Origin of the sequence: Flavobacterium glycogeni (genome assembly GCF_048286775.1) — a bacterium.
Classification (GTDB): domain Bacteria; phylum Bacteroidota; class Bacteroidia; order Flavobacteriales; family Flavobacteriaceae; genus Flavobacterium.
In genome coordinates this window covers 1-24,886 of sequence record NZ_JBLVPV010000019.1, presented here as the reverse complement: position 1 = coordinate 24,886, position 24,886 = coordinate 1, and the positions used below count along the sequence as shown (strand labels likewise).

11 protein-coding genes are annotated in these 24,886 nt (G+C 29.4%); all 11 read right to left on the bottom strand.

The features are described from left to right. Positions 1-3: 3 nt before the first annotated feature. The gene (locus ACNQGX_RS13825; protein WP_417977175.1) at positions 4-1,632 is read right to left on the bottom strand and encodes a cyclic peptide export ABC transporter; all 1,629 of its coding nucleotides are present in this window, start codon (positions 1,630-1,632) and stop codon (positions 4-6) included. A gap of 138 nt (positions 1,633-1,770) precedes the next feature. Further along, positions 1,771-2,481: a thioesterase II family protein gene (locus ACNQGX_RS13820; protein WP_417977173.1), complete on the bottom strand. Its 711-nt coding sequence runs from the start codon at positions 2,479-2,481 to the stop codon at positions 1,771-1,773. A gap of 455 nt (positions 2,482-2,936) precedes the next feature. Next, positions 2,937-7,604, bottom strand: a complete 4,668-nt coding sequence (locus ACNQGX_RS13815) for an amino acid adenylation domain-containing protein (protein ID WP_417977171.1) — start codon at positions 7,602-7,604, stop codon at positions 2,937-2,939. Between the two features lie 18 nt (positions 7,605-7,622). Continuing rightward, positions 7,623-9,227, bottom strand: a complete 1,605-nt coding sequence (locus ACNQGX_RS13810; protein ID WP_417977169.1) for an MBL fold metallo-hydrolase — start codon at positions 9,225-9,227, stop codon at positions 7,623-7,625. 138 nt (positions 9,228-9,365) lie between these two features. After that, entirely contained in the window at positions 9,366-10,634 is a 1,269-nt protein-coding gene (locus ACNQGX_RS13805; RefSeq protein ID WP_417977167.1) for a non-ribosomal peptide synthetase, read from the bottom strand. Between the two features lie 2 nt (positions 10,635-10,636). Beyond that, positions 10,637-12,013, bottom strand: a complete 1,377-nt coding sequence (locus ACNQGX_RS13800) for an FAD-binding oxidoreductase (protein ID WP_417977165.1) — start codon at positions 12,011-12,013, stop codon at positions 10,637-10,639. Positions 12,014-12,016: 3 nt separating this feature from the next. Further along, complete coding sequence (locus ACNQGX_RS13795; RefSeq protein ID WP_417977163.1) at positions 12,017-13,132, bottom strand: VOC family protein; 1,116 nt, start codon at positions 13,130-13,132, stop codon at positions 12,017-12,019. After that, positions 13,129-14,403 (bottom strand): aminotransferase-like domain-containing protein, encoded by a 1,275-nt coding sequence (locus ACNQGX_RS13790; RefSeq protein WP_417977161.1) that lies wholly within the window; start codon positions 14,401-14,403, stop codon positions 13,129-13,131. The genes ACNQGX_RS13795 and ACNQGX_RS13790 overlap by 4 nt, the downstream gene beginning before the upstream one ends. After that, positions 14,396-14,998 carry an AMP-binding protein gene (locus ACNQGX_RS13785; protein ID WP_417977160.1) on the bottom strand — a complete coding sequence of 201 codons (603 nt, stop codon included), beginning with the start codon at positions 14,996-14,998 and terminating at the stop codon, positions 14,396-14,398. Before ACNQGX_RS13785 ends, ACNQGX_RS13790 begins: the two co-directional genes overlap by 8 nt. Further along, positions 14,995-22,830, bottom strand: a complete 7,836-nt coding sequence (locus ACNQGX_RS13780) for an amino acid adenylation domain-containing protein (protein ID WP_417977158.1) — start codon at positions 22,828-22,830, stop codon at positions 14,995-14,997. Before ACNQGX_RS13780 ends, ACNQGX_RS13785 begins: the two co-directional genes overlap by 4 nt. Continuing rightward, on the bottom strand, positions 22,827-24,886 hold a 2,060-nt coding region (locus ACNQGX_RS13775; protein ID WP_417977156.1), incomplete at its 5' end, for a condensation domain-containing protein. The genes ACNQGX_RS13775 and ACNQGX_RS13780, both read right to left, overlap by 4 nt.

Here is a 24,886-nt window from a genome sequence, read left to right as displayed (position 1 = left end):
AAACTAATTCCATATTGAGTCGAGTGGTACATTATCTATTACTTTTTTATCCATAATTATTTTACCATAATCAAATTTTATTATTCTATCGGCATACTTAAAATACGCATCGTCGTGTGTAACCGCAATGATTGTTTTACCTTCTTTTTTCAGTTTCGGCAATAGGTTTTGATAAAAATATTTACGAAAATGCGGATCTTGGTCGGCAGCCCACTCATCTAAAACTAAAATCGGTTTGTTTTCTAAAAGCGCAAAAATCATTGACATTCGTTTACTTTGGCCTTTAGAAAATGAGCGCCTTGCCGATTCTTCTTTGTCATCTGTAACGATTTTATCGAGTTCCATAATTTTTAATAATTCTTGATATTCTTTATTTTGTTCCAACGAATAATTATCGTAATTATGCGAAAAGATGTGGTTGTCTGTAAACACAGCTGCTACTAGATTTTGTGTAGCTGTCATTTGATTTGCGGTAACTCCATTTAAAATTATTTCGCCTTCAGATGGTTGGTACAAACCAGTTAAAATATTGATAAATGTACTTTTACCACTACCGTTTCCACCGATAATGAATATTGTTTCTCCTTTTTCCACAGAAACATTTATAGGGCCTAAAGCGAAAGATTCCTCAATAGTATCACTTTCATAAGTAAATGCTACATTATCAAACTTTAATTGACTAAAATTATCGGAAGTTATGTTTTCAATTTCTAAACCTATTTCATCTGCATTAAAATCTTTTAAGAATTTTTCAATTCTGGTATTGGCAACCATCAAGCGGGTATAGATATTTTGCATATTAATTAAATTGTTTACTGGCCCAGCCATAAACAACAAAATAACTACATAGGAAATAACGTCTTCTCTTTTAAGAATCCCTAATTCTGGTAATAAAAAGAGTATAGCACCTATTACTAAATATAAACCGTATTGATTTATCAAATTGATTAACAGAAATACACTATTAATTTTAAAATCCAATTCTTTGGCATCATCTCGATTGGGAGATAAGTGCTTAACCATTAGATTTTCCCTCCTTTGCCCACTAAGTTTAAAATCTTTAAATCCTTTAATGACATCATCAACGTACATATAATAATATTCATTGTATTCTCTAATTCTATCGACTTTGTGTGACATCGCATTGATTACAATAAAATAAACAACTACTATTAAAATAATTAAAACAATAACTACCAAAGCAGCTGCTATTGATAGTGTAAACAAATATATCATAGAAAGTACCAACATCAACAAAGAATTAATGGATTGGGTAACCACCTCAGGAAAAGATGAAAATGTTCTTATATCCTCAATAACGGTATAAAACCGTTGAGTACCCATTTTTTCGAGCATAATCAGCGGTGTTTTTAATATTTTATCAAATATCTTTTTTTCATTTTCATACAACATTTCAAATGAATACCTATTGATTCTTTTTTGGAATATAATATTTAGTAAATAGGTATAAATTACAACAGATACGAATACAATTCCCATATAACCGTTTAAAAAATTTTCCTTACCCGATATTACACTGTTAATAATATATATTATTCCGAAACTAAGAATGGTATTTTGAAAGGCGTAGAAAAAAAGATTGGTTATATACTTTGTTTTAAGTTTGAACATTGATTAAATATATTTTTAGAGGAGTAAAGTTATGCACTTATTTTAATTCTGTTTAAACCAATTTGTTTTTATACATCGTCTTATAATTAGATTTTAAAAAATATTTCGCTGCGTGTTGAACTAGTTAACTGATAGCTTCTATATATTTTTAAGTTTATCAATAGTTTCAACAACTGCATTAACTATTTCTTTAGGATGATCATATATAAAAAAGTGATTTCCAGATACTATTTTATTCTGAAAATTTCCCTTGGTAAATCTTTTCCAATTATCTATTTTAGAACTAGTTTCCTCACCATTTCCCATAATTGCGTAGATATCCGTGTTAATTTGAATATTGTCTTGAATATCATTGAGATTATCTACGCATTCAAAATCTGATCGAATAATAGGCGCAAAATGATTATAAAGTTCTTCGTTATCAAATACCTCATTGGGCATTCCTCCTAATTTCTTCAATTTTTCCTTAAACTGTAAATCATCCAATTTATGATAACAAACAATCTCTCCCTCTTTTTTTATTCCTAATCCAGCGTTTCCTGATACTATTAGTTGACTTGGTGAATCACCAATGACTTCAAATTTAGATGTTAAATATAATCCTAAAGGTGCTCCCATACTATGTCCATATATAATAAAGGGCTTCTCGTTTCTTAAATTTTTAATTTGGTTAAAATAATCTTCAACACATTCATCTAGGGTTTTCAAAAGTTTTTCAATATGTCTCTTACCTCTCCCAGGCAATTCTAATGGTATAAATTCTATGTCAGAAACTAAATGCCTTTTTAAAAATTCAAAAGAATACACACTTCCTCCAGCAAAATGTAGTAAAAATAATTGTAGCCTCAATTTTTTAATTTTTTAATTAATTATTTCTATTTCTTGTAGTTCTTTAACGCTTGTGAAATCTATATTAATTTTTTAATCTGTCTCTAAACAACCAAAATTGTAATCTAAACTTAATAACGAGCTTATTTTATTTTCAATTAAAATGATATGACCAACTACTAAATCCTTTAATATAATCTCTTTCTAAACAGTTTCATAAATAGCATTACTTATTATTAATTTATAAATTCCATCTTGAGCATTTAATTCAAATAATCCATCTACATCGTTAACTGCAACTTATAACAATCTAATTTGACAGATCATATAAAAAAACATTTGTAAAAGGGATAGTTTATTATCTTTTACATTCTCTTCTATTTTTATTTGAGAATAACTAAAAAAAGGGATTAAAAGCATTAATTGTATTAAATTTTTAATTATTGTTTTTTTGTTTACTTGTGCTAAAATAAATATTATTGAGTATTGATTATTTTTAAAAATTTATAAATATATCTTTTTAAAGACAAAACCTCTTTATTTTTTTCATATATTTTATTTAAGGTAAATAATCTCACATCAATTCCGTTTGGATGTAAATCACAAGATAGGCATATATCGTATGTACTTGGATTAGTATCCATAATTGTTGTATTTATAATCCCTGAATTAATTACAGTCTTAAAATTCTCAATTATCTTAAAATTAAAATAACCGATTACATTTTTGTTCAACTCATCACCTGAAACTTTTAATAAATCGTCGCAAATAGTTTCGTAAGGTATACTTTGGTATTTTCTTGCATTAAGATATTTAGAGTAGCATTTAAGTATACCATCAATATTAAAACCCGAATAATCAATATAAGTTAATGGCATCATATTGTTTATCACTCCTATAATTTTAGAAACATCAAAACTTTTAATTTCCAATTCTCTCCCATCAACTAAAACACCATATATTTTTTTATCACTACTATTAAAATCGCTAACAATCATTTCAAAGAAGCTATTCAAAATAGCACTTATAGGGAGATTATATTTTACAGCAAACTTTTTAATTTTTTCAAAATCATCTCCTGAAATAAATGTATTCTGAATCATTACAGGTTCTGACACACAATCCATAATATTTATGGCACTATTAGTCATTGGTACTTTTTTTAATGTTTCAACCCAGTACTTTCTTTCTTCAAGCCCCTTTTTAGACGCTAAAAACTCTTTTTGATGACTAATAATAGTAAATGGATGATAGTAATTTATGTCTTTTTTATTACCTTGAAAAAAAATCATTAATTCATTATGAATTACATTACTTGAATATCCATCCGAAATCGAATATGGAATTGACACATAAATTTTTGCTTTATTACTTATCTTATCCATTACTACAAAAACTCTAATAAGTTCTGCATAAAGTAAATCACTAGATTCATAAATAAATGATTGCCCGATTTGTTCGAGCTCATCATAATTTTTTAAAGATGCATCTTGAACAAGTAATTTAAATTTTATCTCATCAGCCGAAATATAACGTTGAAATATTTGACCATTGAATTCCTCATATTTTAATGTTAAAATTGGAAATTGCGAAAGAAATAATCTAAACTCTCTTTCAAATATTTCTTCACTAAAATCCAACATTTCGAAATTAAATATTGATTTTAAATGTGGCAGCTTAAAAAAGCGATATTGATTTGGAGAAAGTGATATTACATCACCATATTTCCATTCTTTAAGATAATTATTCTCTTCTAGTACAACTTCACTTTCAAGATCTTGATCAATTAAAAATGTTTCTTCTATTGATTCTGATTGCGTTTCACTATTAGATTTGTATTTGATAAATTCGGCCAGATCTTCAATAACAGGATAATTTAAGAACTCCTCAACCGATATTGTATAGCCTAATTGTTTTAATCGGGAAACTAATTGAATAATTATAATTGAATGAACACCCAAGTTATAAAGATTGTCTCTCACACTAACTTGATTGTGTTTTAAAACATCTGACAAGACTGAAACTAAAATCTCTTCTTCTTTAGTTCTTGCAGCTACAAACTCTTCCTTGATTAAATCTTCATCTTTCAGATTAGGCAATACTTTTCGGTCAATCTTACCGTTGATGGTTAATGGAATCAATTCCAATTGTATGTAATAACTAGGAAGCATGTACTCCGGTAAAACTTTACTCAGGCTATTTTGCAGCTCTTTTTTATCAATATCATGCTCTGAAACATAATAAGCCACAATATACTTTTCTTTTTCTTTTTCTTTTACAATTACTACGGATTGACTAATAAAGTCCTGATTAGAAATTAACTCCTCTATTTCGCCTAACTCTATTCGATATCCTCGTATTTTAACCTGATCATCGATCCTTCCATGATACTCTATATTACCATCCGGTAACCATCTCCCCAAATCCCCTGTCTTGTAGATCCGCTCTCCTTCTACAAATGGATTAGAGATGAATTTTTCTGATGTTAACTCCGGTTGATTCAAATAGCCCCGAGCCAATCCAGAACCTCCTATATGAATCTCCCCTATAACACCTTCTGACTGTAAATTGTTGAAATTATCCAAAATATAAATTGATGTATTTGATATTGGAGTACCAATTGGTATAATCAAAGAATTTAATTTACTTCCCTTTTCTACCTTTAATATCGTTCCACAGATACTTGTCTCCGTTGGCCCATAAGCATTGTAATAAGTTCCAAATTTTAAATATTCTGAAACCTTATCATACACAGCCGATTCCCCAGCAGTAATCAAGACCTTTAAGCCTTGAAGACTGTCAACATTCAACAACTTCAAATAGGCTGGTGGCAGTGTTGCGATTTCTATATTGTTATCCTTAATATAGCTTTCGAAGAGTTTTATATCCTTACGAACATTCTCATTTATTACATATAGACTACCTCCTGATAAAAGAGTAATAAAAACCTCCCAAATAGAGGCATCAAAAGAAAAGGATGCAAATTGTAAACTGTTTTTATAACTTTTGAAAAGTTGAACTTGAGACAATACCGTATTTAAAACACCTGAATGCTCAATCATTACCCCTTTTGGATTTCCTGTTGAACCCGATGTATAGATAATATAGGCTAAATCACTCGTTTTTAGATCACTTTTTAAGCTCTGAAAATCTGATGAAGGCAAAAACTCAACATCAATAGAAAATACATTGCCTTCGTAAAAATCCAACTCTAATATGAAAGAAGTCTCCGTTATCAAAAGCTTCAATCGGGTATCTTCTGCCATAAATGCTTTACGCTTACTTGGTAGTTCCTGATCAATTGGTACATAAACTCCTCCTGATTTCATAATACCCAGAATAGAAATAATATACCATTCGCTTCTATTTAACTGAACACCTACCATATCTCCTTTCTCTATACCATAGTCGTTTTGTAGGCTATAAGAAAGTTGATTAGATAAATCATTAAGCTCTTTGTAACTAAGTTCTCTATCCTCAAAAATTACTGCAATAGCATCTGGTGTTTTCTCAACCTGATTCTCAAATAAATCAATAACAGTTTTATCTTTTGGATTGTCAACCTTGGTATCATTAAATTCTAATAATAATTGTCCCTTCTCTTCTCCTGACAAATAATTTATATTGTTTATGTTTTCGTTTGGATTGTTTATTATTTCTGAGAAAAGATATTTGTAATTCAACATAAATCTCCTAATCATCTGCTCATCATAAACATCCCTATTATAGTTTACATTAAAAGACATAAAATCTCCAACTTCTTGAAAATGAAATTCTATATCATTTTTACAATTCCCATAACTACCACTTTCAATTTTATGACAATCAGCATCACAAATTATTCCATTATCACCTGAAGTTATATTATGAAATGTAACTGAGATATCGAAAAGAGGACTTCTGCTAACATCCCTAGCTATTTTTAAGTTGCCAACCAGTTTTTCAAACGGATAATCCTGATATTTAAATGCAGAAAAAATATTTTGTTTCACCTTTTTAAAAAAGGTTAAAAAACTATCTTCTGCTTCCAATTGATTTCGTAGCGCTAATATTTTAATATAAAACCCAATCTGGTTTTTTAATTCTAAATCTGTTCTATCAACAATTGGAAAACCAATTATTATATCACGTTCAGAAGTGTATTTATATATTAGTATTTTTAGCACTGCAACAACTCCCATAAATAAACTTCCTCCTTCAGATTGCACCATTTTTTTTAAACGTTGCACCTCCATAGAAGGAATATAACTAAGGAGATAGTGTCCATTGTAAGTCTTTAATTTAGGTCTTACATGATAACTTGGCAAATTTAAGGCAGGTAATTTCCCAGAGAAACTTTCTAGCCAAAATTCTTTATGCGCTTGCATTTTACCTGTCTCAAATTGATTATATTCCCATGCAGCATAATCTTTATACTGGATACGTAGCTCTGGCAAATCTGAATTGGTATTTGATTCGTATGCTTGATAAAAGGAAAGAACTTCCTTATTCAAAACCTCCATTGACCATCCATCACCAATTATATGATGCAAATTAAAATAGAGGACATAACAATCATCAGAAGTCTGTAAAAGACTAACTCTTAATAATGGCCCTTTTGCTAAATCAAAAGGCTTTATTGAATCCTGCCCAATAAAATTAGTAATTCTCGTATCTTCTTCATTACGAAAATCTTGAAAATCAATTTTAAATCCTAATTCACTTCTATCCAGTACAACTTGTTTTATCTCTCCTGCAAGATCTTGTTTAAATACCGTTCTTAATATTTCATGCCTATCAATTACTGATTCTATTGCTTTTTCCAAGAAAGAAACATTATAAATGCCTTCTAATTTATTACTTGAAGGCATATTATAGGCTATTGAAGCACTCTCAGATTGACTTACGATCCATAAACTTCTTTGAGCAGAAGACACTACGTAACTTTCAGATTTTTCAACTAACTGGAGTCTCGGAATTGATTCCTCCTTATACGTTTTTAAATAGTCTATTATACCCTCTTTCTGTTCTTTAATTTCTTGCACTAAATTGGAAGAAATTTTTCCCTTATAGGATATAATTTCTAAATCATTTTCTCCGTTTAGTACTAAATTTATATTTTGGGCTCTTAACTCTGTAAGTAAATCTTTAACCAATTTTATCATTTTCTAATATACTTTTAACTAATATTCAATAGTTTTTTCTCCAAATAAACGTTCAGCATCAATTCCCCTTTTAATACATTCATTAACAAGTTTATTAGATTCTATAATAGGCCTAGATTCATCAGTGTATTTTATTGAGCTTATAAATTGTAGCCATGGTTCCAGTCCCATAGCATAAACAAATACATTTTTAGGGTTGAAAATGTCAATTAGAGATATTCCTTGTTCAAAATTACATCCTGCTAAACGGCGTGATATGTCTTTATCTCTTTCTAATTTTTCGCTCATTATAGGTCCATAAAGCCAAGATAACGGTGCTCCATCACATTCCATGCCTAAGAAGAGAATATCAGCATTTCCAATTATTTTCTTAACTTTTTCATATATTCTAGGTTCAATATTACACGAATCAGCAAGAAATAAAATTCTTAGATTATTATGAAGTTCTATATTAAAACATAATTTGCTTCTCACATCAATATCCGAATGCTCTCCTAAAAATGGCAAACCTGTTATTATACAACCTTCCAATTCTAAAGATTCCATTTCATCCAACTGAATTACATTGTTGAATCCAATTGCATTAAACATTAATTTTAGACTAGGATCTTGCAAATTTCCTTTACCACTACTAGGCACTATAATATTATTTATACGATGTCTTAATTGTAGTAATGTTTCAAGTAATACATGATCCTGATGGTTGTGTGTAATTATGACATAATCTATTTGTTCTGGCAAGTCATTGATTGTATATCTATTTACCTCTTTCTCATAACCATCATAACTAATTACTGGATCAACTAAAATTGATATTTCACTTGTTTCAACTAAAACACAGGCATGTCCAAAATATCTGGTTCTAACTCCATTTCCATTATAGTTTTTGAATTCTACTGGAGCCTCTTTGGTGAAAAAATTTTGAAATAATTCTTCCTGATTAGGAGTAATTCCTAAAAGATTTTTTATCTTATTGTACTCAGAAGGAACTTTTTTCATTTTGAACAATTCATCTATTACTTCTGATTTGAATGGGATATCTAAATGTATTAAATGGTTGTCATTAAGTCTTGGTGTACTCAATACAAAGGACCTCGAATCATCAGCCTCTACTAACTGCAGAGAAATAGACTGAGTCGTTTCATCATAATATTTACTTTTATATAATAAAAATTCGAAAAATCTAAAATTTGGTTGATTATTTAAATCATAGTACAACTCAACAAATCCTTTTAAAGTTTCAGGAACTTTCTCATATAATGAATCTAAAGAATAACCTTTTGCTTCATTTTGTAGCAATTTATTTAATTCAAAAATTGCTTCTCCAAATTCGAGTAAATCCGAACGTTTGTTTAGTGTACTATCATATAATGCTTTAATATCTTCAACTCGACCTCCTTCGTAATCAATAAATGGTCCTCCTAACATTTTAGGGTTTTTTATTGCTGCTGCATGTATTTTAGGATTTTTAATATATGAATCCATAATTTTTAAATGTCTATCTTTTATATTCATTGCTGCTGTCGCAGGAGATACTAAATGAGACCATGCATACCATCTATCTATTAAAGCTTCAATAGCTACATTTAATTTTAAATAATACAATTCTTTTTTTGTGTCCATCGCTTCTTTTAATTTTAAGTTATTTTTTTAGTTACCATTTAAACTTTATTTTTTATAAAATTTAAACTCTAAGCCTAATCGAAATTGACTATACTTATGTATAATATTTTAGTAAGAGCATTAAATTATTACTCTCTTTTATATAATTATTTTATCTTCAATATCATCATTTGACACATCCTCTTTATACCAAATCTGATTTGCAATCTCTTGTGCAAAAATTTTAATAGTAGTGTATTTAAATACTTTTTCCATGTCTATGTTAATGTTAAATACTTTTTTAATCTGAGCAATAATTTTTATAACCTTAATACTCTGCCCTCCTAATTCAAAAAAATCATCCGTAATACCAACTTTTTCTATGCCTAATACTTCCTCCCAAATTAATACTAATTTTGCTTCTATGTCACTACTTGGAGCTACATATTCTTTTCTTATTAAATCGTCTCCTGTTACATTTGGAAGAGCTTTTCGATCAACCTTACCGTTAGCTGTTAAAGGAATACTTTCAAGTTCTATATAAAAACTTGGAATCATGTATTCTGGAAGTTTTTCTTGTAGATAACTACGAATCGTTGATTTATCTATTATTGTGTTTGCTACAAAATAAGCAATCAGGTTCTTCTCCCCATTAATATCTTTAGCCTCTACTATAACATCAAGCAATTCTTTAGAGTATCGCAACAAAACAGCCTCAATTTCCTCTAACTCTATCCTAAATCCTCTAATTTTTACTTGATTATCTTTTCTGCCCATAAACTCTACAGTACCATCTGGTAACCACCTACCTAAATCTCCTGTGTCATACATTCTTTCCCCTTCAATAAAAGGATTTGCAATAAACTTCTCTTCCGTAAGCTCTGGTTTATTTAGATATCCTTTTGAGACTCCAATTCCAGATATGAATATTTTCCCACTCACTCCTATTGGCGACGGCTCAAATGATTTACTCAATATATAAATTTGAGTGTTTGAGATTGGATTCCCAATAATAGAGCCAGACATTGACCCTTTATTACCAGTCAAATATTGATTTACTGTAGTAAATACTGTGCTTTCAGTTGGACCATATAAAATATTAATTCTTGCATTAGAAAACACTTGGTTTATTTTTCTTAATGTTTCAGTAGGCACTTTATCTCCTCCTACAAAAACTTCTTCAATATGAGAAGCTATTTCTTTATCATTTGACGATATAATATTATCTGTTATTTGATTCATTAAAGCTGGAACGGCATGAAATGCATTATTTACCTTCAATTGCTTTTTTAAATTATCAATATCTTTAATATCATTATTATCTAATAATGTCGCTTGGCCGCCAGATAATAACGGTAAAAAAAGTTCGAATAACGAAATGTCAAAACTACTATTAGCCAATAAAGGCATATTTATATTATTTTTCATATTTAAAATATAAGGTTTGAATTTAATATTTGCTTTTTATCAAAAATACTTTTGATATTTTTCATCAAATCAATTTGGTTTTGTGGCATTACTATATTTAAATACGAATTATATAAACTTCCTACGCCATGCTCACCAGACAAGGTTCCTCCCAATTGATTTACTTTATTAAAAATTTGATTAAAACACAATTCAATATTTTTTTCCCACTCAAGCCCATTGGACGTATTATTGAAAATATTTATATGATAATTGCCATCTCCAATATGACCGACTACTATATACTCAAAATTATATTTTGAACAGGCTATCACTATTTCATTATAAATTTCAGAAGAACTGGATCGAGGCACTACAATATCAATATCTTTAAAAGTCGAATAATTGATACAAGCCAAACCTATTTTTTTTCGATAAGCCCATAACTTATCCATTTCATTCTTGGTATCGGCAAATAAAACATCTTCTTCATCAATGTAATCAGAAATAAAGTCTGCAATAATTCCTATTTGATTATCAGAATCTATTTCATATTCGATCCATAATAATCCTTCAATATTATCACCAAATTCTTTTTTATTATTTAAAAAATCAGATACTAATTCGTAACCCTTCTTATCTAAAAACTCTATACATGAAGCACTAAAACCTTGATAGAAAAACTCATTTGTAAACTCAAATAATCGTTGCAAAGATTTAAAAGGAATTAGAAACAATACTTCTTTTTTAGGTATCTCTAATTTAAGCACTGCTTTTGTTATAATACCTAATGTACCTTCACTGCCAATAAACAATTGGGTTAAATTATAACCAGTCGCATTCTTACTAACATTTTTACCTGTCCATAATATTTGACCGTCTGCAAGAACAACTTCTAAATTTAAAACCGAATTCTTAATATTTCCATATTTAAGAGATTTTGGACTGCCACTTGAAATTGCAATATTTCCTCCTATAAAACTTTGAGATGCACTACTCATATTTTGTGGAAAACATAATCCGTGTTTTGAGACCTCTTCTTTTAAAGTCTCTGTTATTACTCCTGATTCTAAAGTTACTGTTCTATTAATTTTATTAATTTCTATAATGTTATTTAATCTTTCCATCGACAAGACGAAATCGTTCCCACGGGGAATACTACCTCCACTTACACTACTTCCTCCACCTCTAATAGTGATTTTAATATCATTCTTATAACAATATTTCAATATCTCAGACACCTCTTCAGTGTTTTTAGGCAATATCACACCCAAAGGATGAATGCATTCATTTGAAGTAATATCAAAAGAATAATTATACATTTTGTCTAATTGCGTTATTAGATATTTTTCTCCAACGATAGATATTATATCTTGAATTATTTTATTACTATAGTTCATCTATTAGTTATTTGCTAAATTTATTTCACTCTCCATAGCCTCAAATAATGTACGAATATTATCTAATCCAAAACCTTCATATTTATTTACTCGCTGTATAATTTCATAGAAAAAAGTAGATCTATCCCCTATTGGTGTTGTAAATATTTGAAAGAGCAATGAATCTTCCATTACATCACAAATCACTCCATGTTTTTTAAGCAATTCAACATCTAAATTAGCATACTTTTCCTTTAAACTAGTATAATAAGAATTTGGATATGAAGTAAATTTCACCCCGTTTTTCCTTAATAATTCAACAGTCTTAAATATATTAGACGATTCAAACGCTATGTGTTGAATTCCAGAGCCATAATTTTCATCAATAAACAATTGCACTTGAGTTTTTTTATTTATATCTGGCTCTACTAAAACATTATTTACTTGTTTATTCCCACTTTGAAGAACTTTTAAAAATATTCCTATTTTTTCCTCATGATTCGACTGTCTTTCATCAAAACATTTAACTGTCTTAGATTTAAAAATATTATTGAAATACTCTTCCCATAACTTTATTTCATTAATTCTCAATGCACAAGCAATATGATCTATATTTAACAATTCCGAATCTTCTTCATTAACAAACCATTCGCCTTCAATATTTTCATAACCTGGTATAAAATCACCTTTGTAGTCTTTATAATCAATTAAAACAATTTCATTATCATCAAATATTTTTATAGATGCCATTTCAACACTTCCTTCACCATTAGAGATAATTTGAGGAAAACTTATCGGAATAGCACCTTTTTCTAGTGCATTATTAAAATATTGTTCTACATCTTGCACTTTTACTCCTATTTTTTTTATTCCATTTCCATGTAAGTCTACAAAAGAAACTATTTTATACGAACTAGGTTGTGATGCAGAAGTAATAACTAATTTTATATTATTCTTTACAATGTAATATGAACATTTATCAGGGCATCCAGTTTCTGGACCACTATATGCAACTACTCTAAACCCTAAAGCTTTAACGTGCCAGTAAACAACCATTTTCGCCATACCAACATAATATTCCACAAAATCATAACCAATATCTAAAAAATCTGACTCTATTAATTTATTTTTGACTTTCATTTTTCTTTGTTTATTTTAAATTTTAAATATTCAGATAAGTTACAAATTGCTGTATCTATTTTCTCGATTTCAACATAACTATAAGCTAATCTGATCTCATTTTCACCACCTTCACTTAAATAGAAAAAAGACATGGGAGTGCAAATAACATTGAACCTTTTTGCACATTCAATTACATCTTCTTTCAAAATTTTTATTGGTAGCTTTAGAGTTAGAAAAAATCCTCCTTTAGGTTTATTCCAGATGATTTTTCTAGACCAATCTTCGTCATTTTGAATAAAATATTTATCCAATGCCTGAAGAACTAGGGCTCTTCTTAAAAATAAATTTTTTAATTTTTTATCATTATAATTTTGAAGACTAAATTTATTTTCAATCAAAATTCCTGCAAATGCAATTTGTGTTAAGGATGGTGTATTAACAGTCGTATATCCTTTAACCTTAGCCATTAAATCACTAATAATGAAACCATTAATTACTTGATCTGCCACCATAATACCAATTCTAAGTGCTGGATAAATTATTTTCGATAATGAATGGAGATAAATAACACGTTTCATCTCATCTAATGATTTTAAAGTCGGTTTTTTTTCTCCTTCTAAAATAAAATCACCGTAAGCATTATCTTCTAATATATAGAAGTCATGCTCTTCTGCCATCTTTAAAAGTTTTAGTCTATTTTCTATTGACATACTTACCCCTGTAGGATTTTGAAAATCAGGAGTAACATATACAATTTTGACTTTTTTACCATTGGACTCAACTTGTGTAATTTTTTGTCTTAAACTATCTAAACATATTCCATCCGATTTTACATCAACTGGTTCCAACTTATATCCCTCTAATAATGAATAATGAGTTAATCCTATATATGCCGGATTTTCTACAACTATGATATCGTTTTCTTTATCACATAAAGTCATTACCGCAATTAATAAGCTTTCTTGCGTTCCAACATTGATAAGTATACTTTCAGGATTCGCTTTAATTGTGTATTCTTTTTCTAAATATTTAGAAACAAAATCATTAATAATTCCTTTAGCCTTATTATACTGTCCTAAATCATTTATATCATTCAGCAGATTATTATTCGAAACATATTTTAAATAAATATCAATATATTTAGATATATCCGCAAAGTCAAAAAAATTCCGATCTGGTCTACCTGAAGCCAGAGATAATGCATTGGGGTAATTTAGCTGAATTTCATTCAGAAACCCCATGACATCTTCTTTCAAATTCTCAAGCATTGGATTTAAAGTACTAATCATTCTCAACATCAATAAATTTGTTTAATATATTAAAACAAAATCCCGCAATATTCCTATGCTCTACCATCACTCCCTTAGGATTCCCTGTCGTTCCAGATGTATAGATAATATATGCTAAATCATTTGGAGAATTAATTTTTGCTATGTTTTCTTTCCCATACTTGTCTTGAACAGCTTTAAATTGTTTTAATTCAAGTTCATCGATAACAACTTTGCAATTACTATCTTTCTCAATGTAATTTATTCTTTCTTGAGGATAGCTAATATCTATTGGAACATATGCTGCTCCTGATTTGATTATTCCTAAAATAGCAATAATCAAATCCTCATTCCTTTCTAACTTAATTCCAATTAAATCATCAGGAGCAACCAAATAATTCTCTCTGAGGTAGGATCCTAACTGATTTGTCTTTTCGTTAAGTTCATTGTATGTTAATTTTACATCTTTGAATACTATAGCAATATTATCTGGTGTTTTTTCAACTTGTTCTTCAAATAAATCTATTATTGTTTTATTCTTAGGATAATCAACTTTTGTATCGTTAAATTCAACTATTAATTGATTCCTCTCTTCACTGCTTATTAAGTCAATCATAATATATTTTTTTCAGGTTCATTTATTAATTTGGTCATTAAATTTTCAAAATGGGTAAAGATTCTTTCTATAAAATACGAATCATAAATATCTGTATTGTATATAAGTCTTAAAGATAAATTTTTTGGTGTCTCATAGAATTCAAACAAAATATCAAATAATGAAATCGTCAACTCCAACTCATTGGGTTCTATATAAACTCCTGTTAAGTATTCTTTATTATTAAGATTTATCATTTCTACCTGACTCTTTAAATGAACAAAAACATCAAACAGTACCGATCTGCTTAAATCTCTTTTTAAATTTAATTTATCTATTAATGAATCGAAAGGATAGATTTGATGTTCATAAGCATTTAATAAGATTTCTTTTTGTTTCATTATAAAATCTAGGAAAGAATCTCCTTCCTCAAATTTCGTGCGAATAGCTAATGTATTCATATACAAGCCTATTTGATTTTCTAAATCAGGATGTTCTCTTCCTGCTATACCTGTTCCAATTATAATATCATCTTGATCGGTATAAAAATGTAACAAAATATTTATACCTGCCATTAAAGTCATAAATAATGTAATCCCTTGCTCGTTTGAAAATGTTTTCAACATCTCTAGAAATTCTTCTGAAAATTGATGATTGAAAGTAGCTCCGTTATGAGTTTTAATTGATGGTCGTGTTTTAAAACTTGGCAAATCTAATACAGGTAATTCTACCGCAAATTGATTTAACCAATACTTCTCTGACAACAGAAGTTTTTCTTGTTGCGTATCTTCATTGAGCCATACTGCATAATCTTTATACTGTATTTTTAAATCAGGTAAATTTATTTTCTGATTATTAATTAAAGCATTGTAAATTCTCATCGCTTCTGAGGTTAATAATTTCATAGACCATCCATCTCCAATAATATGATGGATAGATAAATAAAACAAAATAGATTCTTGCTCTAATTTAATTATAGTAGCATGCAGTAATGGCCCTTTTCCTAAATCAAAGGTTTCAACATCTTTCATTTTCAAATAATCTAGAGCTTTATCCTCTTTATTTTCTAAAAAACTGTAATCTAATTTTAAAATCGTAAAGTTTACTTGATCTTGAGGCATAATATACTGCCTAATATCTCCTTCTTTATTAATTTTAAAAAAAGTCCTTAATATCTCATGACGATGAATTAATAATCTAAATGCTTCCTCAAATTTTGGCACGTCAATATATCCTTTAAAATTAATTGATGTTGACATTCTATGAGTTTTAGTTTTATCAAACTGATTCATAATCCACATCGTATTTTGTGAAGGTGTTAATGGATATGAATCTGATTCGGGAGCTGTTGGAATAGTAACATAACTCGAATTTGCAAGCAGTTTGATCAATCCTTCAATCGTAGGATTATAAAATAAATCCCTAAATGAAATGCTTTTACCTAATATTTTATAAGTTCTATTAATTACTTGTGCCACAATAAGACTATGTCCACCTAATTCGAATAAATTATCGGTAATACCTATTTTTTCGATTGCTAACACTTCCTGCCATATTACTGCTAAACTTTCTTCCGTTTTATTTCTTGGTGCCACATATTCATTTCTGATAAGATCTTTGCCATCTACACTCGGTAATGCTTTTCGATCTATTTTTCCATTGGGCGTTAAGGGTAATTCTTCTAATGCTACATAAAAACTAGGAACCATATAATCAGGAAGCTTGGTTTCTAGAAAACTTCGTAATTGTGATTTGTCTATAATTAAAGTAGAAACAAAATAAGCAACCAATACTTTATCGTTGTTGATTTCTTTTACTTCAACAACAACTTGTTTTAAAACATTAGAGAACTGCAGAATTGTATTTTCTATTTCTCCCAACTCTATCCTGAATCCTCTAATCTTAACCTGATGGTCTTTTCTGCCTAAAAATTCTATCTCTCCATTAGGCAGCCATCTCGCTAAATCACCTGTGTCATACATTTTAGAGCCTTCTATAAATGGATTTGAAATGAACTTTTCAGCTGTTAATTCAGGCTTGTTTAAGTAACCTCTTGCAACTCCTGATCCAGACACGTAGATCTTACCAGAAACTCCCATTGGCAACAATTGCAATGATTCATCTAGTATGTAAATCTGAGTATTCGAAATAGGTTTGCCTATGGTTATTTGAGTATTCTCAGATATTTTTTTCACAATACAACCGACTGTACTCTCTGTCGGACCATATTCGTTGTAGATATTAGTTTCATTACTCTGTTTAAAAATTTCATCTACTTGTCTCTTTACCAAAGATTCTCCTCCAACTATAATTTTTTTAAGGGCTATTCCTTTTAAATCTAAAACCTTTAATAACTCCAAATGAGATGGAGTTAATTTTATTATATCCAAAGTATTCGAATCTAATGTATAATCAAGTAAAACTTCATGTGCGTTCAAATTATTTTCAAACACCTTAATCTTATTCCCTCTGATTAATGGTAAAAAAATACTTGTGATGGTCAAATCAAAAGATAATGAACTAAACAAACCAAAACTTCCATGTCCTTCTTTTTCAAAATAAAAGTTAGAACACCAATTTATATAGTTACACAAGCTTCTATTCTCAATCATAACCCCTTTAGGGTTCCCAGTTGTTCCAGAGGTATAAATCACATATGCCAAATCAGAAGCTCTATTGATCTTCTCTATATTCTCCTTGGAATACATATCCTGAACAGCTACAAATAAATCTAAAAAAGATTTATCTATGACAATCTTACTATTACTGTCATTCTCTATATAGGCAATCCTTTCTTTAGGATAAGCAGGATCAATTGGAACATATGCTGCTCCTGATTTTAATATCCCTAAAATAGTAATGATCATATCCTCACTTCTATCCAATTTTATTCCTACTAGATCATCAGGCTCAATTGCGTAATTTTCACGTAAACATCCCGCCAATTGATTCGCCTTACTATTAAGCTCTTCATATGTAAGCTCTGTATTCTTGTAGACAACTGCAATATTATCTGGAGTTTTGGCAACTTGCTCCTCAAATAAATCTATTATCATCTTATCCTGAGGATAATCAACTTTTGTATCGTTGAATTCTACCAAAAGCTGCTGCCTCTCCTGTTCTGTTAAGTAATCAATTTCTTGAATTTTTCTTTCAGGGTTTTTTATTAATTCTTGTAACAGATTTTCAAAATGAACAAACATTCTTTGTATTAGATATTTGTCATAAATATCTGTATTGTATTCTATAACGAGGCCCAGTCCTTCAGTCTCAACAAAGGTAAAGCCAACATCAAATTGAGACTTTTTTCTGGAAAAATTATATCCACTTACTTCAAGACCTATGAGTTCCTCACTATTGAGATTGTTTAACTGACTCCGATTTTGTAAAACAACTAAAACATCAAATAAAGCCGAACGGCTCATATCCCTTTTCAAATTCAACTTACCGACTAATTCATCAAAAGGATAATTTTGATGGTCGTAAGCTGCTAATAAATTCTCTTTTTGACTGTTTATTAGATCCGAAAAGGTACCTCCTCTCTTGATACTAGTTCGGATTGCCAATTTATTAAGATATAAACCAAGTTGATTTTCTAAATCAGGATGTTCCCTACCTGCTATTGGTGTTCCAAGTATAATATCATCCTGACCTGTGTATCTATACAATAATCCATTAATTCCCGCCATCAAGGTCATAAACAAGGTAACATCATGGTCTTTTGAAAAAGATTTTAACTTATCAAGAAATGCTTTCGGGAATTGATAAGGAAGGCTATCACCATTATAGGTTTTGATTAATGGTCGTGCCTTTGAACTCGGCAAGTCTAATACCGGTAGTTCTCCTTCGAATTGTTGCAGCCAGTACTGTTCAGATTTCTGATTCTTCTGATGCTGTTCTGATGTATTAAGCCAAACTGCATAATCTTTGTATTGGATACTTAGTTCGGGTAGATCTATTGTTCGTCCTGCAATTAAATTGTTGTATGTTTTTACGACTTCTGATATCAATAACCTTATTGACCATCCATCGCTAATAATATGGTGTAGGGATAAGAAAAAAACATATTCTTCTTCTTTTAATTTGATTAGCGAATTTCTAACAAGAGGTGCTTGCTCTAAATCAAAGGGTATGTTGTTTATTTCTTCTAAATAATGAGTAGTTTCATCTTCTGGATTCTCTTTTATGCTAAAATCTTTCGTTACTATCTTGAAGTCAACTTGTTCAGAAGGTAAAATATATTGTTGGATTTCCCCTTCTTCATTGGATTTAAAATAGGTTCTTAAAATTTCGTGACGATGAATTAATAATTTGAAGGATTCGTCAAATTTATTAAAATCAACGACCCCTGTAAGTTTGACAGCAGCTGGCATATTATAAGCCAAAGAACCTCCTTGTAATTGACTCATTATCCAGAATCTGTTTTGTGAAGCTGTCAATGGATAGCTGAGCGCCTGGGTTGCTTTGGGTATGGGTAGATATTCATTTTCTTTTAATTGTTTGCTTAATTCTTTAATGGTTGGATTAGCAAAAAACACTTGAAAAGAAATTGTTTTTCCTAGTTGCTTATAAACTCTATTAACGACCTGAACCAAAATTAAACTATGACCACCTAACTCAAAGAAATTATCGGTTATACCTATTTTTTCGATTGCTAACACTTCATTCCATATAGCAACTAAACTTTCTTCTGTTTCATTTCTTGGAGCCACGTATTCTTTTCTGATAAGATCTTCTCCATCTACACTCGGTAATGCTTTCCTATCTATTTTTCCATTGGGTGTTAAGGGTAATTCTTCTAATTCCACATAAAAACTAGGAATCATATAATCAGGAAGCTTAGTTTCTATAAAACTTCGTAACTGTGATTTGTCTATAATTAAAGTAGAAACAAAATAAGCAACCAATACTTTATCGTTGTTGATTTCTTTTACTTCAACAACAACTTGTTTTAAAAAATCAGAGAACTGCAGAATTGTATTTTCTATTTCTCCCAACTCTGTTCTGAATCCTCTAATCTTAACCTGATCTTTCCTGCCTAAAAATTCTATATTACCATCAGGCAACCATCTGCCCAAATCACCCGTATCATACATTTTTTGGCCTTCTTCAAAAGGATTTTTCAAGAACTTCTCTTTCGTCAATTCGGGTTGGTTCAAATAACCAGATGACAAACTTAATCCCGATATATAAATTTTCCCTGGCACTCCTATAGGTAATAAAATTAAATTCTCATCTAAAATGTAAACCTTTGTGTTCGAAATTGGAGTGCCAATAGGTATCTCTTTTATACTTGAATCTATAAGTAAAACAGAACTACTATTTTTATTTTCTTCGATGATTTCAACTTGTTCATCTAAAATCGATTTAAGGTCTTCCTCGGTCGTAAATGGATTCATAAAAACTGTTCTCAGCCAAACCTTTTTTATAATATCTCTTTTTCTTTTAAGTTTCGTATAAGAAACAAATGAATTTCCGTTTTGAAATTGAGTGCTCTGAATTTTTTCATTAATTTCATTAATTTCCATTTCATCTGATTCTGAAATTTCTCCTTGAATTAATTTCTGCCTTAAACTAACGGGGATGTAACGGTATAATAAAATATTTAACTCCGGTTTTTTGTAAACTTGGAATTCAGGTCTTTCAAATAAAAGATCATAAAATAATTCTGCTCTTCTTATATTATCATCTAAAATTTCTTCATAGCCTTTCTTTCCAACAATTTTTATTGCACCATGTAAAAGCAATGTTGAAAATGACCTGGTCCCTTCGATAGTATATTTACCCAAATCATTACTGCCTTTCCTTGCCTGATAATCCGAATTATTTTCTGAAAATTTTCCAAATTCAGGATTGTTAAAAAGTAACATACTATTACCAATTGGAACGTATAATTGCTTATGCCCACAAATAGTAACTGTATCAGCTTTCTCGATTCCTTTAATTTTTTTGGACACAGTATCTGAAAACACAAATGCTCCACCAAATGCAGCGTCGACATGAAAATGTATTTCATATTTATGAGCAATTTCAGCAAGTAAACTCAAATCATCGATCTCACCAGACTCAGTAGCTCCAGCTACACCAATAATAGCAAGAATTAAAATATTTTGATCTTGAAGACTTTCAATTTCCTCGATCATTTCAGCTTTGTTTTGCTCTGAATTATCCGAACTCAATTCAAATTTGACAACTGAATTCATACCAAGCCCTAATATTTTTGCTGCTTTTTGAATACTATAATGGCAAAGTGAAGGAGCCAAAATAACAATATCAGAATAATTTGATTTTTGTAAAGCTTTTATCAAACCAATATTATTTATGCCTTCAGTTTCATTACCGTTTAATTTTTTTGAAAGTGCAAAACTAAGTGCCGTTATATTTGATAAAGTTCCTCCATTAGTGAATATCCCTAAGGATAAATTTGGATCATGTGTTGACTTAGAATAAAAATCATCGGAATTGTTAAAAATTAATTGATGAAAACACTTTATCACTTGTCTTTCAATGTGAATTCCAGCGCCAGCAGTTTCGTATTTAACAAGATTTAGGTTCTTTTTTGTAACATTTTCTTGTAAATATTGCATTATTGGAGGTACCGGACCTGTCATATGACCAATAAATTTTTTTGAATAAACATTAACTAAATTCGGATTTAATTGATTCGCTAAAAAATCATTATACTCTGAAAGTGAGACTGTTTTTTCTAAAATTGATTCTTCAAAATCGTCAGAACCAAGACATACATCATATATATTATTTGTTATAATCTTTTTCTCAAACACATCCTCAATCATTAGTTGATAATATTTTGAATCAACAGGTAGATTAGAAAACAATTTTGGAACAAATATATCTTCTTCAATATTTTTTACTAAAAGTTTTGAGGTATCATAGCATAACACATCAGCAGTCACTTCAGTTGATCCATAAATATTTAATAGTTTATGCTTTTTAAATATTTTATAAAATTGATGTACTAATGACATTGATAATTTTTCACCACTACTAGTCCAATATTTTAAATGAATCAACTGAATATTGTTTTCATCAATATATTCTAATATATTTTTCAATAACGTTGGAACCAATACAATTCTGGTTATCTTATCTTGGATCAGTTTTTCCAATAACACATTAAAATTTAGTAATGTTTCTTTACTGTAAATTACTGTTTTAATCCCTTTTAAAAGAGGTCCAAACAACTCCCATAAATGATCCACAAACCCAATAGATGTCGTAATGCATCCAACTTCGTTTCTCTCAAATGGAAATTTTTGCCACATCCAATTTAATCTATTATTTAAATTATCATTTGAAATCTTAACACCTTTTGGAAGGCCTGTACTACCAAAGGTATAAATACAACAAATTAAATTACTAGATTGATTAACATATTCAAGATTTTCATTAGAATAATCGTTACGAGTTTCTAAGAATTTAGATAACTCTTTATTGTCAACAATAATATTGGCATTACTATCGCTTTCAATATAAGCTATTCGTTCTTCTGGATAACTTGGATCTATCGGAATATAAGCCGCTCCTGATTTTAATACTCCTAAAAGAGCAATGATCATATACTCACTTCTATCTAGTTTTATTCCTACCAAATCATCAGGCTCAATTGCGTAATTATTACGTAAATATCCCGCCAATTGATTCGCCTTACCGTTAAGCTCTTTATACGTAAGCTCAGTATTTTTAAAGACAACTGCAATATCATCTGGTTTTTTTTCAACTTGTTCTTCAAATAAATCTATTATTGTTTTATTCTTAGGATAATCAACTTTTGTATCATTAAATTCTATTAATAATTGATAATTTTTTTCATTACTTATAAATTCTATCATTCTATACTAGTTTTAGGTTCATTTATAAATTTAGTCAGCAAATTCTCAAAATGTGGAAAGATCCTTTCAATCAAATACGAATCATAAATATCTGTGTTGTAAACAATCCTAAAAGATAAACCCCTTAAGGTCTCAGTGAATTCAAACTCAATATCAAATTTTGAAGTTTTCAATTCCAAACCATAGCCTTCAACTGTTAAACCTAGTAAAGATCCATTATCACTAACATTATGCATATCTACCTGACTTTGTAAAATAATTAAAACATCAAACAAAACAGATCTACTCCGATCTCTCTTTAAATTTAACTTATCAATTAATGAATCAAATGGATAAATTTGATGTTCATAAGCACCTAACAAGATTTCTTTTTGTTTCATTACAAAATTTAGAAAAGTATCCCCCTCCTCAAATTTCGTTCGAATAGCTAGTGTATTCATATACAAGCCTATTTGATTTTCTAAATCAGGATGTCCTCTTCCTGCTATAGGTGTTCCTATTATAATATCGTCTTGATTGGTATAGATATGTAACAAAATATTTATACCTGCCATTAAAGTCATAAATAAAGTAATCCCTTGCTCGTTTGAAAACATTTTCAAAATCTCTAGAAATTCTTTTGAAAATTCATGATTGAAACTAGCTCCATTATGAGTTTTAATTAATGGTCGTGTTTTAAAACTTGGTAAATCTAATACTGGTAATTCTCCAGTAAATTGTTTCAACCAATATTTCTCTGCTAAGATAAATTTTTCTTTTTGATTTTCTTCATTGAGCCATGCTGCATAATCTTTATACTGTAATTTTAAATCAGGCAAATTTATTTTCTGATTGTAAATTAAAGCATTGTAAATTTTCACCACTTCTGATCTCAATAATTCCATAGACCATCCATCTCCAATAATATGATGGATAGATAAATAAAACAAAATAGATTCTTGCTCTAATTTAATTATAGTAGAATGCAGTAATGGCCCCTTTCCTAAATCAAAGGTTTCAACATCTTTCATTTTCAAATAATCTAGAGCTTTATCCTCTTTATTTTCTAAAAAACTGTAATCTAATTTTAAAATCGTAAAGTTTATTTGATCTTGAGGCATAATATACTGCCTAATATCTCCTTCTTTATTAATTTTAAAAAAAGTCCTTAATATCTCATGACGATGAATTAACAATATAAATGCTTCCTCAAATTTGAGCACATCAATATATCCTTTAAATTTAATTAATGTTGACATATTATAAGTTGAAGAACTACTATCCGATTGATTTAAAATCCACATCCTATTTTGTGAAGCTGTTAATGGATATGATTCTGATTCTAATGCATTTGGAATGGCTACATATTCTGACTCTTGCAGATGAGTACATAAATCTTTTATGGTTGGATTTTCAAAAAATAATCCAAAATTTACTTTTCTACCAAGCTCTTTATTTATTCTATTAAATAATTGAAAAGCCAATAAACTATGTCCTCCTAATTCAAAAAAAGTATCGGTGATTCCTACTCTTTTAACTCCTAATACTTCTTGCCATATTTCCACCATTTTTTGCTCCGTTGCATTTCTTGGAGCTACATATTCTTTTTTAATTACATCCTCACCTGTCACACTTGGCAATGCCTTTCTGTCTACTTTCCCGTTTGAAGTTAATGGCATAGAATCTAGTTCTACATAAAAACTAGGAACCATATATTCTGGAAGATTTTTTACTAAATATCCTCTCAATTCTGATTTATCTATTTCTGCTTCTGAAACATAATAGGCTACAATGACTTTCTCATTGTTAATTTCTTTTACATCTACAACTACTTGTCTTATAGACTCTGAATATTGAAAAAGGGTTGATTGTATTTCTCCCAACTCAATTCTATATCCTCTTATCTTTACTTGATCGTCTATTCTTCCTAAATACTCAATGTTTCCATCGGGTAACCATCTACCTAAATCACCTGTTTTATAAATGCGTTCGCCTTCTTTGAATGGATTATCCACAAATTTCTCCACAGTCAATTCTGCTCGATTCAAATAACCTCGCGCTAAGCCTGAACCTCCTA

Coding starts and splice junctions, on each gene's coding strand:
- ACNQGX_RS13825 (WP_417977175.1), bottom strand. CDS start 1,632: ATGTTCAAACTTAAAACAAAGTATATAACCAATCTTTTTTTCTACGCC.
- ACNQGX_RS13815 (WP_417977171.1), bottom strand. CDS start 7,604: ATGATAAAATTGGTTAAAGATTTACTTACAGAGTTAAGAGCCCAAAAT.
- ACNQGX_RS13810 (WP_417977169.1), bottom strand. CDS start 9,227: ATGGACACAAAAAAAGAATTGTATTATTTAAAATTAAATGTAGCTATT.
- ACNQGX_RS13805 (WP_417977167.1), bottom strand. CDS start 10,634: ATGAAAAATAATATAAATATGCCTTTATTGGCTAATAGTAGTTTTGAC.
- ACNQGX_RS13800 (WP_417977165.1), bottom strand. CDS start 12,013: ATGAACTATAGTAATAAAATAATTCAAGATATAATATCTATCGTTGGA.
- ACNQGX_RS13795 (WP_417977163.1), bottom strand. CDS start 13,132: ATGAAAGTCAAAAATAAATTAATAGAGTCAGATTTTTTAGATATTGGT.
- ACNQGX_RS13790 (WP_417977161.1), bottom strand. CDS start 14,403: ATGATTAGTACTTTAAATCCAATGCTTGAGAATTTGAAAGAAGATGTC.
- ACNQGX_RS13785 (WP_417977160.1), bottom strand. CDS start 14,998: ATGATTGACTTAATAAGCAGTGAAGAGAGGAATCAATTAATAGTTGAA.
- ACNQGX_RS13780 (WP_417977158.1), bottom strand. CDS start 22,830: ATGATAGAATTTATAAGTAATGAAAAAAATTATCAATTATTAATAGAA.